We start from the raw sequence: 12,010 nt of genomic DNA on the forward strand, positions 1-12,010 counted from the left end.
GGACGCGCGGCCCGGAGGGGTCCGGGCCGCGCGATCTGTTAGGCTGCGCCAGAGTGGCATCAGCCGGCGGCGTTCTGTTGCACGCTGGCCCGGCGCCCCGCCACCAGGTGACGCGCCAGCAGAACCGCCCCGATCGCGATGCCCGCCACCGCGAACAGCTGGAAGGGCGAGACAGCCGCAATCGCACTGCCCAGCATAAGCAGCCGCTCCGCCGGCGACACCGGCTTGCTGGCGAAGGCCTCGACCACGGTGGCCACGGCCAGCGTGGCAATCACGCCTCCTACCACGGCCAGCGTATTCGACAGGGGGTCGGCCAGCAGCATCAGCGCCGGGTTCCAAACGAAGGCGAAGGGCAGCATGAAGCCGATCGAGGCCAGTTTCACCGAGGTGAAGGCGATCTTGAACGGGTCTTCATGTGCAATCGCCGCCGCCGACAGGGCCGCCACCGCAATCGGCGGGGTCAGCGCCGAGAGAACGGCAAAGTACAGCAGGAACATGTGGCTCTGCAGCACCGGATAGCCCAGTTGCGCCAGCGCCGGACCGACCAGCACGGCAGCCAGGATGTAGGCGCTCGGGGTCGGCATGCCGAGACCCAGGATGATCGTCACGACAGCGGCGATAACCAGCGTCAGGATCGGCTGCGAGTTGCTAATCACCAGGATCAGGTTCGCGGCCTTCATACCCAGCCCCGTCATCGACAGGCCCCCGATCACCAGACCCGCGGCGGCACAGGCGCCAGCCACCGGCAGGATGCGCAGCGTGGTCTCGCCCAAGCCCTCGATCACCTGCCACGGCGACAGGCGCGTCGCCTTCAGCAGCGTCGAGGCGATGATGACACCCATCACGCCGATCCCGGCGGTGAAGGTCGGAGAATAGCCCGAGAGCAGCGCCACCACGATGCCGATGATCGGCAGCAGGAAGACCCAGCCCGTGCGGAACGTCTGCGCTACGGTCGGCATCTCGTCCTCGGACGGGCGCAGGTCTTCGCGCACGGCGCGCAGGTGGACCTGACTAAAGACGCCGAGGTAGTAGAGCAGTGCGGGCACCACGGCGGCGACGACCACCGCCTTGTAATCCACGCCGGTATATTCGGCGAGAATGAAAGCGGCCGACCCCATCACCGGAGGCATCGCGCTGCCCCCCGTCGAGGCCGCGACCTCGACCGCGCCGGCGAAGCGCGCGCTGTAGCCCAGTCGCTTCATCACCGGGATGGTGATCGAGCCCGTCGCCACCACGTCCGAGGTCGGGCTGCCCGACATCGTGCCGTAGAGCCCTGAGGAAATCACCGCGATCTTCGCCGGACCGCCGCGGGTGCGCCCGGTCAGAAGCGCCGCGAGGTTGAAGAAGAACTCGCCCCCGCCCGCTTTCGACAGAAAAGTGCCGAACATCACGAACAGGAAGACGTAGCTGGCGACCACCTGGATCGGCACCCCGAACACGCCATCCGTGGTGAAGACCAGGATATCGAGCAGGTAGGTGAAATCGTCGACGCCATGCCCGAAGGGCGGCGGCAGCAGGTAGCCGAACCAGTTGTACGCCAGGAAGGCCACGACCACGATGGTAAGTCCCATGCCCGTGGTCCGGCGCGTCGCTTCGAGGGTCAGGAGGAGTAGCGAGATGCCGAAGAAGAGCTGCGCGGGCGTGAACGGATCCAGCAGGCTGATGCGGTCCGCAATGGCGGTGGCGTTCACGAAGAAGAAGATGCCCGCTGCCAGGCTGAGCAGCGACAGGGCGATATCATAGAACGGGATGCGGTCGGGAGCGTTCGGCGTGGCACCGATCGCCGCGAACATGATCGCGTAGATCCCCGAAACGAAGAGGATGCCCAGAACTAGCGGATCCGAGATGGTGAAGAGGTTGGCGTAGATCACCCAGGCCGAGAAGATCGCGGCCACCACGACGATGGCCCGTTGCTGGCCGGCCGCAAGATCCCTCCTGCGGCCGGTGGAGACGAGTGTCCCGATCATTGCGACAGCCCTGCCTCACTGTAGGCACGGGCGGCGCCGGGGTGGAACTCGAGCACGCTGGGCGTGGCGAGCAACTCGGGCGTCAGGGATTGCATGGCGCTGTGAACCGCGCGCACCTCGTCGATGTTGGTGATGAGGGCGTTGGTCAAGGCATAGGCGTCGTCGTCGCTCATCGCGTCGGTCGCGGCCAGCAGCGCCCCCAGCGTCACGGTGTTCACGTCCGCCTGCTGGTTCGAATAGCTGCCAGCGGGAATGACCATCTGGCCGGTGCCGAAGCGCTCGTTGGTGGCGTCGATGACCTCCTGCGGGACCGACAGCAGCACAACGTCAGCATTCGTGTCAACCGCGCGAAACGACGAGTGGTTGATGAAGATGCCGTTGGTAATCATGTCGAGCCGTCCGTCCTGCAGCAGCTCACCCTGCTCATTGGCGCCGGCGCGCACGAACTGGCCGCCAGCTTCGGCCAGGGATTCGTCGGTCACCCCCACCAGCTCGAACATCATCAGCGCGATGTTCGAGGTGATGTTCCCCGAGCGGTTGATGCCGATGCGGATCGGCGCGCCGCTGCCGGCGATGTCGTCCAGGCTGTCGATGCCGTATTGCTCGGCCATCGAGCGGTCGAGGAAGAAGTGCATCGGCGCCCAGTTGTACATGTAGCCGATGGCCCGCATGTTCGTGATCGGCCCGCGGAAGGGCTCTTCGCCTCCCAGCGCGAGCTGCGCCTCGGCGTCGTGCACCAGGCCCAGATCCGTGCGCCCGGCGCCCAGCAGGCCGATGTTGGCGAACCCGCCGCCCGTAGCCTGATAGGTCACCACGGCCGAGGTGTCCGCCACCTGCGCGGCGCGGTCGATGCCGGCGCCCAGCAGCGACCAAAGGCCGCCCGGGTTCCCGCCTGAAAGAGTGAGGTTGAGCGATTGGCCGTGACCAGCCGTCGCCGAGACGGCGAGGCCGGCAGCCATCGCGATTGCAGTGAAACGCATAATCATGTCCTCCCGTTTGGCCCTGCGTCGCGCCCCTCTCCCGTCCGACATCCGGAACACGGGGGCCGGATCGGTGGTTTGCGAAACATAGCTTAGACATCTATCTTTAAAGCCCTCGCTAGGAGATTGTCAACGATTAGATACCAAAGCTTGCTATCCCCCCACTCAAGCTCGACGCGGAAGGCGTTACGGTCCCCCGCGGCGCTGGAAACCGGGTAATGCCGACACTCACGAAAGCAACATACATCATGACGAAGACCCTGTGCGGGCGGGCGCCCTCGCCCATCCTGCAGCAGCACTATTGCGCCTACCGGTGCTACGACGCCGAGGCGGGCCGCGCATTTCATGAGGATTTGCGGCTTTGATGGTGTGCCCCCCCGACGGCATCGATGTGCCAAGGTGGGTCTGCAAGGATCCACAAAGGAGAGCGGTCATGTCGGAGATTATCACGGTCGGGCTCGATCTGGCGAAGAATGTGTTTCAGGTCCACGGTGCCGACGCTACGGGCCGGGCGGTGCTGCGCAAGAAGCTGCGAAGAGATCAGGTCTGGCATTCTTTGGACAGCTGCCGGCCTGCGTCGTCGCGATGGAAGCCTGCGGTGGCGCCCATTTCTGGGGGCGCGAGATCGGGAAGATCGGGCATGACGTGCGGTTGGTCCCACCCGCCTACGTGAAGCCATTCGTGAAGCGCCAGAAGAATGATATGGCTGATGCCGAGGCGATCTGCGAGGCGGCGACGCGCCCGACGATGCGCTTCGTGCCGGTGAAGAGCGAGGAGACCCAAGGCGCGGCGATGGTCTTTCGCATCCGCGAGTTGCTTATCCGGCAGCGAACCCAGACCATCAATGCCCTGCGCGGGCATCTGGGCGAGTTCGGAATGATCGTTCCGCAGCGCGCGGCCAACATGTCGAAGCTGATTGCCATTGTGGAAGACCCGGAAAGCGGTCTGCCTGCCGATGCCATCCCCACGCTCAAGGTGTTGGTGGCGTCACTCGCCCATCTCGGAGCGGAAATCGGCAAGCTCGATGCCGAGATCGCCCGGTGTGCCAAGGAGAATGAGGTGGCGCGGCGCCTGATGACAGTCCCGGGGATAGGTCCTCTGATTGCCACGGCCATAGCGGTTCTGGCTCCGCCCCCCGAGACGTTCCGCAAAGCGCGCGACTTCGCGGCCTGGCTCGGGCTCACGCCCCGTCAGCATTCCACAGGAGGCAAGCAGCGTCTCGGGGCCAACACGAAGATGGGCGAACGGTCGTTGCGGCGATTGCTGATCATCGGGGCCAACAGCGTCATCATCAAGCGGCATGTTCATGCCGCTGCCCGGCCGGGCACATGGCTTGGCGAGATGCTGACGCGCAAGCCGCCGATGCTGGTGCGGGTCGCGCTGGCGAACAAAATGGCGCGGATCGTCTGGGCGCTGATGGCCCGAGGCGGCGCCTACCAGTCTCCGACCGCTGCGGCGTAAGCCGTCACTGGTCGCGAGGACGTCGGAGCGGAAGAGGGCAAGGAGACGTTTGGCGCACGGTCGTGAGACGGGATCGGGAGAACCAGAGCGCAACAGAGTGCCATCGAGCACGCGGCTTTGATCTGGACCCGACCTGCGAACACCATACGGGCCCGCGGCGTGATGATGGCCGCAACAGAGGCCGGATACATGTCAGCACCCGACACCGCGCGAAACTGATCCAGAAACCCTCTTGCGCAAGGGGCGGTTATACATGTTGCGCAAATGCTGTGAAGGTTTCACCTTGCGAATCCAGTCTGTTAGTCAGGCTGCATGAGCAGACCCATACCCCCGACCTACAAGACCAGGAACTGGCCAGCCTACAATGAAGCAGTCAAGCGCCGGGGCTCGCTGACGATCTGGTTTGACCCCGAGATGAGCTGGGATGCCGCGCCGACAGGCAGGCGTGGCCGCCAGCAGACCTACAGCGATGCCGCTATCCAGACGTGCCTCTCGATGAAAGTGCTGTTCGGCATGGCGCTCCGGCAGACGACCGGGTTCGTCGAGAGCCTGCTACGGCTGGTCGGCCTGAACTGGACGGTGCCCGACTTCAGCACGCTATCTCGCCGCCAGAAGACCTTGGCCGTGAACATCCCCTACCGCGGCTCCAAGGGGCCGTTGCACCTGCTGATCGACAGCACCGGGATCAAGGTCGAAGGTGAAGGCGAGTGGCACGCACGCAAGCATGGCGGCCCGAAACGGCGCGTCTGGCGCAAGCTCCACCTTGGGATCGATGAAGAAACGTTGGAGATCCGGGCCGTCGAAGTCACCGGGAGCCACATCGGTGATGCGCCCATCCTACCCACCTTCTCGACCAAATCCCGCAGGACCAGGAAATCGGTAGCGTTACGGCTGATGGCGCCTACGACACGCGCAAATGCCACGATGCGATTGCAGATCGCGGTGCCCATGCCGTCATCCCGCCCCGCAAGAACGCGAAGCCCTGGAAGACGATCACCGCCGGAGCCGTGGCGCGAAATGAGGCCCTGCGCGCGGCGAAATACCTGGGCCGCGCGCTCTGGCGACGATGGAGTGGATACCACCGCCGAAGCCGCGTCGAGACAAAGATGCATTGTATCAAGTTGCTGGGCCAGCGGCTCATGGCACGGGACTTCGATCGACAGGTCGCCGAACTCCAGGTCCGCATCGCCGTCCTGAACGGCTACACCGCGCTCGGAATACCCGTCACGGAAGCTGTGGGATAAGTCCGTCCGGGGAAAGGGGAACCTCGGCCTTAAGCCGATTTGTGCATCAGAGCCCTTGACACTAATAATTAGCTATCTATGTTTTTCCCGGCGATGGTTCCCCGGAAGAGGAGCCGGATTTCATCGCTGCATCAAACTGGAGGAAATTCATGTCACGGACAGCCAATTTGGCCGGCCCGCGTTCGCGGACCGGAATGGTGGTGCTTTGCCTCGCTCTGACCGCGGGCTTCGCCCCGCTCGCGTCGGCGCAGGAGCAGCCCGCCTTCAACGAACATGCGGGAACCCTGCCGGACGGGACGGCATGGCTGATCCGCGTGCCCGAGAACTGGAATGGTCGACTACTCAGGGATCTGGATTTCGCCAGCAACGTTTCGGTCGCGTCAGCGGTCCAGCGGTATGACGACCTGCTCGGTCGTGGCTATGCCTTCGCCGGGCTCGCCCGGCACCCGCTGCGCCTGTGGCAATACGATCCGCAGCGTGAAATCCTGAATCTACAAGCTGTTCAGGACATTTTCACGGACCTGGAGCGCGCTCCTGACATGGTGCTGCAATACGGCTGTTCTGGCGGAGGGCTCGACAGCCTCGCTTCGGCCGAGGATTACCCGGACAGGATCGACGGTGCCGCCGTGCTTGCCGCCCATACGCCGGTCTGGATCATGAGCAGTTTCCTGGATGGCTGGTTCGCCATGCAGACCCTGCTGGGCGAAAGCTATGAGGCCGCTGGGCACGGTCCGGCCAGCGATCTCGCCATCGTCGGCCTGCCCAATGCCGGAGCGGGTGGCGAGCGCAGCCTTGACGCGATCCGTGCGTCCTGGATGGCCGCCATCGAAACGGCGGGCGAAAGCCCGGAGGGCCGCGCGCGGCTGGCGCTTGCCTTCGCCATCGGACAGTGGTCGCCGTGGATGGTCGAGGGGACCGAACTACCCGACACCGCGGATGCCGGCGCCATGGCCGACATGATCGTGGCCTCGGCGCTGCGCATCGGCGGTAATGTTGGCGGGTCCTCGCGGCTTCTGTTCGAAAACGCCGCATCGGGGCAGCAACTTTCCGGGAACGAGGGGGTCGACTATGCCGCCTTCTACCAGAATGCCGCACCCGCGATGGCGCGGACGGTTGAGGCGCTCTACGAACAGGCCGGTTTGGACCTTCAGGCCGACATTGCCAGGATCGACGCCGCCCCCCGCATCGCGGCCTCGGATTATGCGCGCGATTTCTGGGCCGCAGACGGGCGCACGACGACCGGCGATCTGCAGGTTCCGGCGATCCGCATCCACATGCTGGGCGACTGGGCCATTCCCTACACGCTGATGGAAGGCTACGGCGCGCTGGTGCAGGAGCAGGGTACCGGCGATCTGTATCGGCAGTCGCTGGTCCAGGGCACGGGCCATTGCGAGTTCACTGCTGCCGAAAGCACGGCCATCGTCGAGACCCTGGTCGAACGGATCGAAACGGGCGCCTGGCCCGAGACATCGCCCGAGGCGCTGAACGCCGCAGCCGAGGCGCTGGAAACCGGGAGCGCCCCCCGGTTCATCGAACACGGTGATTGGCGCGTGGCAGCCTATAACCGGCCCTGGGTTCCGGCAGAATGAGCCGATGGGGAACTGGCGCTGCGCCGGTTCCCCCACAGGTCCGGTGGCGCAAGTCATTGGTGGACCGTCGCCAACGCGCAGTGGGCATCTCTGGCGAGGGCAAGTGTTCCCATGTCTGGACGACCCCTGCTGCGCAAGCTGGGAATTGACGCGCCTATGCCGAAAGCAGTCATGTCTACGGCCTTTGTGGTGCGGTCTAGCCGCTGGCCCAGATGAAGTCCGCGGATCGGGTCCCAATCAAAATTGCGCGCTTTCTGCGCCTTGACCCCCTGGGGTGTCCCGATCCCCGGTTCGACCGGTTTGTCATCTCTTCTCAGCTTCACGCATTCCGTCAGCGGTTCCGCGCTCAGGAGACAGGGGCCGCGTAGATCTCGTTGCGGCGCAGGAGCGCCCAAGCGATCCGGGCAGTCTTGTTGGCGAGCGCGACCGCAACGACTTTCGGTCGCTTGCGTGCTTTAAGCCCAAGCATCCAAGCCTTGCCGGCATCGCCCTGCCTTGCAAAGCGAAGCACCGCAGTCGCGCCGGAAACGAGCAGTCGCCGGATATATCCATCACCCTGCTTGCTGATCCCGGTCTGTCGATCCTTGCCACTGCTTGAGTTCGCCCGTGGCGTCAGGCCTAGCCAGGCCGCGAACTGTCGTGCCGAGCGGAACAGGCTCGGATCCGGAACATTTGCAGCAATTGCGCTGGCGGTGATCGGTCCGATACCGGGAATGGTCGCCAGTCGCCGGCTCGTCTCGTGCGTCCGGTGCCACTCGAGGATCCGTTTCTCCAGGGCCTCAGCCTGATCGGCAATCGCCTCCGCTTGGCAGATCAACGCATGGATGGCAGCCGCAGCATGGTCAGGCAACCGTTCCTGGTTCTCTCGGAAGTGGGTGTCGCCTTGCCCTTAAATCCGAGACACGGCGCGTTTTCCGGCCTTTCTTGCCCTTAAATTTGAGATGAGGTGGCTGAACCGCCGACGCGTAGTCGCATCCGCTGAGCAATCTGGTCGACGGTTGCAAGCAGTCGGGGCTCCTTATCGTAGGCGCGAAGCAGGGCAACTCGTGCGTAGACGTCGATGTCCATGCTGCACAACGCAGCCTTTACCAGTGGACGTGATTGGGCGGAGGCAATGGCGGCAAGGCAGAAGAGCCTTATGTTCGGGCGGGGGCTTTGAAGCGCGAAGAAAGGGTCTCCACATAAAGCTTTGAGTCCCATCGCGAAGGTGACCGCCCGCATGGCTCGGCGTAGTTGACGCGCGCTGCCCGACACCGCGACACGCTCCAGGATCCGTGCCCCCCGGCGGGCACGATCAACCAGCTTTTCGGAGACCGCTGCGCCATTTTGCCTGTCGGCCTTTGGAAGAAGCCGGGCACCACAAATCTGGCAGTCGAACGCCCAGGCCCTACGCCAGTGCCTGAGCTCAAGGCCGCCATCAGCGCAGCTTGTGCAAGCCTGGAACGGCACCTGTGCGGTCAACCGCATCTCTGCTTCCGGCATCGCCGCGAAAGTCATCGACGACACGAACGCTGGATCGAAGCGCGCCGCAACGGAAATCCTATCCGCGGCCAGCATGTCGAGATCAAAATCAAGGGCTGCAGCATATTTTGCGTCGATCCCGATATGGGCGAGCAGGTCTGCTACCTCGCAATGATTGGAAGCGGCCAGTCGCGATAACCAACCAGAAAGCAACTCGTCCGGCACTGGCGTCACCGATATCGGCAGCGGGATACACGTCACGCCCCAGATTTCTCGAGCCGTCGCTGAGCGTTTGCATGGCGCGACCAGACCGGTGTCCATTTTGCGATGGCATCATCAGTGACGCACTCGTCACCGCTGATGATCGCGTCGATGGACAGATCCTTGACCAAGGCAAAGATGCGGGACGTCACCCCGCCAGTTAATGCGAGGATCTGCTTGAGCGACCGCACTTGCAGATTGGATTTCTTCTCCAGCGGCATGGCCGCGATCAATGTCTGGATCATATCCGAAAACTCGGCATCATCGCGCCAATTCGGCAGGTGGTGTTCATCAAGCCGACGGGCCAGTTGGACATCGCCGCGAATGGCATCGACGGCTTCGCTGACACCGTAGCAGACCAAAGATGCCTCCAGCTCGTTGCTGAGATACCTCAAGACATTGAGGAACCGGCGCTGTTCCCTATGCGTGCCCGCAAGAAGGTTGTGGACTTCGTCGATCATGATCATCCGCAGCCCGAGGTCGCGCAAAAGGCCCACGACCCGAACTTCCAGCGAGGCAACACTCTGCGCCTTCAGGCTCAGCGTCGACGACGGGGCTCCGACGGCTGCGAGGATGTGCATATAGAACCGCCGCTCATCAGGAGCGGGTGGCGCCTGCAACAGAAGTAACGGGGTGTGGGTGACGCCCGACTCCGGATCATACTCCGGCGCATAGCGTCGCGACAGGTTGCGGGCGATCATTGTTTTGCCGATGCCGGACGCCCCATGCACCAGAAGGCCAGGCATGCGGGTCTGCCGCGACATCTCAATCAGACCATGCAGCCGGTCCAGCACTTGCTCCGCTCGGGGAAAGCCGATCCAGATGTCCGATTGAATGAGGGCGATGCGGCCGTCGTCTTCAGTTTCTGCCCTCAATTCACCAGCGCTCCACCTTGAACATGGGGCGCGATGGGCGTTGTTGCAGAAAGTCGGCCTGAGTTGTGAGTGCCCCTTTCCCATTCAGTTTCATGCCACGCGGACGACGTGGGCGGTGCCGAGCGCGTTGAAGCGATTGACAAGGGCGACCCGGATGTGGATTTCGGCGGTTTGGCGATCTGGATCCCGCGCGGCGATGCGCTCACCGAAGGCCTTCAGGCATCGCATCTTGGCCTCCACTCGGCTACGGGCGTGGTATCCGGTCCACCGCTTCCAGAATGCCCGACCGTAGTGACGCGTGGCGCGCAGGGTTTCGTTGCGCGCCTTGGCAGCCGGGCAGTCCTCTTTCCAAGCTCGACCGTTCCTTCGGGTCGGTATGATTGCCGTGCCACCGCGTGCGATGACGGCGCCGTGGCAGCGGCGGGTATCGTAGGCACCATCCGCGGTCACGGTGCCGATGTCCTCGTCCTCGGGGATCTGGCCCAACAGGTCCGGCAGGACTGGGCTGTCGCCTTCCCGGCTAGGGGTGAACTCGACGGCCCGGATATCCGAGGTGGCGATATCCATCGCCAGATGCACCTTGCGCCATTGGCGGCGGCCCTGAACGCCATGCTTGCGGGCCTGCCATTCGCCGTCGCCAAGAAACTTGATGCCGGTGCTGTCCACCAGAAGATTCAGCGGCCCTTCGGCACGGCGATAGGGGATCTGCACCTTGAGGGTCTTCTGTCTGCGGCACAGCGTCGAGTAGTCCGGAACGGGCCAGTCTAGCCCTGCCAGGCGCAGGAGGCTCGCGACCATTCCGGCTGTCTGCCTGAGCGGTAGCTTGAACAGAACCTTGAGCGACAGGCAAAACTGGATCGCGGCATTCGAAAAGACCGGCGGGCGCCCTGGGCGTCCCTCATGCGGCGCGTGCCAGGTCATCTCCTTGTCCAGCCAGATCAGCAGCGATCCGCGCTTCCTGAGCGCATCGTTGTAGCTGGACCAGTTCGTCGTGCGGTAGCGGGCGGGCTTGGGCTTGCTCATGCAGATCGTCTAACCGCATGGATTCCCGATGTGAATCCTTCACCGACTGAGTTCTGCAACAACGCCCAGTGCATCACCCAAAAAAAGGGAAACGACGCCAGACCGAGAAGCCTGACGCCGCGCTAGAAAAAAACCCCTGAACACGGTTCTTCTAGCGCAGTGTCCGAACCCCTGCAACCAGCAAAGTGTTTTTGCTGGCAAGAATGTTGTTTGCTCTCGACATGGCATCGTCTCTCTCAGGAGATACGACCATGGAACCAACGACTGGCCTGATCCTAAGGCGGATCACGCAGACAGACCTCTCTGTTTCGGCGCACAAACTGGCCACGCTCATCCTCGACGGAATTGCGTGGAAGGACGGGTATAACGGCCTGCCCCGCGGCACGGCTGCCTTCACCCTGTCCTCTCTGGCAGCGAAGATGGGCGTCTCGCGCCAGTACCTGAGCGTTCTGCTGAGTGAGCTTGAAACTTCTGAACTGAAGCTTGAGCGCGAGAAGTCGAACGGCAAGTTCGCCCCCTGGCTCTTCCGCTTCGCGGCCTTTGACGACGGCGAACAGACCCACGATCTCGTGTCAGACGGAGACGACACATCACTATCTAGAGAAGAATCTAACAAAACTATATTCACAGGACAGATCAACATTGACGGTTGCTCGAACGTGTTCCGAACATGCTGGGCCGAGCTGATCAAGGCCGCGAAGAGCGCCCTACCCTGCTGGAACGTCGATACGCAAGTGATCTGGGAACGCTTCCTTGCCTTCAACCGGGCCCGTGGGAACAGCAAGGTTCCGGCCGGTTTCCTGCTCGGCTTCATGCGCCGGTGGCGCACCTCGCTTGGAGAAGCGACGCGCCCACCGGCTCTCCCCGCACCACAGCCGGTTCAAGAGCCACGAGAGCGCGAGCTGCACGAACAGATCAAGGCTGCGCCAAGCTCGAACCGCCAGTTTCACGCGTCAGACCTGTGTCGCGTCATAGGGCAAGCGGCGTACGATGCGCGCATTGTCGCCGTGATCCGGCAGTTCGGTTGCCCGAGGTTCACTGCTACGCTTGCAGTCCACGGGCGTGCAGTCCTGGCGGGCGAAATCTCGCGGTGATGATGGATCGGGTGCCACAACTCTGGCCAGAACGTATTCAGTCAGGGCAGTTCTG

7 protein-coding genes and 3 pseudogenes are annotated in these 12,010 nt (G+C 63.5%); 4 read left to right on the forward strand and 6 right to left on the reverse strand.

Annotated elements, in window-relative coordinates; all coding sequences use genetic code 11:
* Positions 1-59: 59 nt before the first annotated feature.
* Together EAE28_RS19595 and EAE28_RS19600 are read right to left on the reverse strand one after the other, a co-directional pair.
* On the reverse strand, positions 60-1,967 hold the full coding sequence (locus EAE28_RS19595; RefSeq protein ID WP_127109475.1) for a TRAP transporter permease: 1,908 nt from the start codon (positions 1,965-1,967) through the stop codon (positions 60-62).
* Positions 1,964-2,947: a TAXI family TRAP transporter solute-binding subunit gene (locus EAE28_RS19600; protein WP_018065884.1), complete on the reverse strand. Its 984-nt coding sequence runs from the start codon at positions 2,945-2,947 to the stop codon at positions 1,964-1,966. Before EAE28_RS19600 ends, EAE28_RS19595 begins: the two co-directional genes overlap by 4 nt.
* 433 nt (positions 2,948-3,380) lie before the next feature.
* Between EAE28_RS19600 and EAE28_RS19605 the strand changes: the two are divergent.
* The 3 genes and pseudogenes from EAE28_RS19605 (at position 3,381) to EAE28_RS19615 (ending at position 7,241) form a co-directional block, all read left to right on the forward strand.
* Positions 3,381-4,408, forward strand: a pseudogene (locus EAE28_RS19605) (IS110 family RNA-guided transposase).
* 312 nt (positions 4,409-4,720) lie between these two features.
* Positions 4,721-5,652, forward strand: a pseudogene (locus EAE28_RS19610) (IS5 family transposase).
* 149 nt (positions 5,653-5,801) lie between these two features.
* Positions 5,802-7,241 (forward strand): hypothetical protein, encoded by a 1,440-nt coding sequence (locus EAE28_RS19615; RefSeq protein WP_024099412.1) that lies wholly within the window; start codon positions 5,802-5,804, stop codon positions 7,239-7,241.
* A 346-nt stretch (positions 7,242-7,587) separates the two neighbouring features.
* Here EAE28_RS19615 and EAE28_RS19620 read toward each other — a convergent pair.
* The 4 genes and pseudogenes from EAE28_RS19620 to EAE28_RS19635 all read right to left on the reverse strand — a co-directional run.
* Positions 7,588-8,112, reverse strand: a pseudogene (locus EAE28_RS19620) (IS110 family RNA-guided transposase); the annotation flags it as partial.
* Between the two features lie 59 nt (positions 8,113-8,171).
* The gene (locus EAE28_RS19625) at positions 8,172-9,023 is read right to left on the reverse strand and encodes a TniQ family protein (RefSeq protein WP_081731462.1); all 852 of its coding nucleotides are present in this window, start codon (positions 9,021-9,023) and stop codon (positions 8,172-8,174) included.
* Positions 8,960-9,838 carry a TniB family NTP-binding protein gene (locus tag EAE28_RS19630; protein ID WP_007803215.1) on the reverse strand — a complete coding sequence of 293 codons (879 nt, stop codon included), beginning with the start codon at positions 9,836-9,838 and terminating at the stop codon, positions 8,960-8,962. The genes EAE28_RS19625 and EAE28_RS19630 overlap by 64 nt, the downstream gene beginning before the upstream one ends.
* Positions 9,839-9,928: 90 nt before the next feature.
* On the reverse strand, positions 9,929-10,861 hold the full coding sequence (locus tag EAE28_RS19635; protein WP_007803217.1) for an IS5-like element ISRhba5 family transposase: 933 nt from the start codon (positions 10,859-10,861) through the stop codon (positions 9,929-9,931).
* A 251-nt stretch (positions 10,862-11,112) separates the two neighbouring features.
* Here EAE28_RS19635 and EAE28_RS19640 point away from each other — a divergent pair, with 251 nt between their 5' ends.
* Positions 11,113-11,955, forward strand: coding sequence for a hypothetical protein (locus tag EAE28_RS19640; protein WP_007803218.1), 843 nt, complete (start codon positions 11,113-11,115; stop codon positions 11,953-11,955).
* Positions 11,956-12,010: the final 55 nt, after the last annotated feature.

It is taken from the genome of Pararhodobacter zhoushanensis (assembly GCF_003990445.1).
Classification (GTDB): domain Bacteria; phylum Pseudomonadota; class Alphaproteobacteria; order Rhodobacterales; family Rhodobacteraceae; genus Pararhodobacter; species Pararhodobacter zhoushanensis.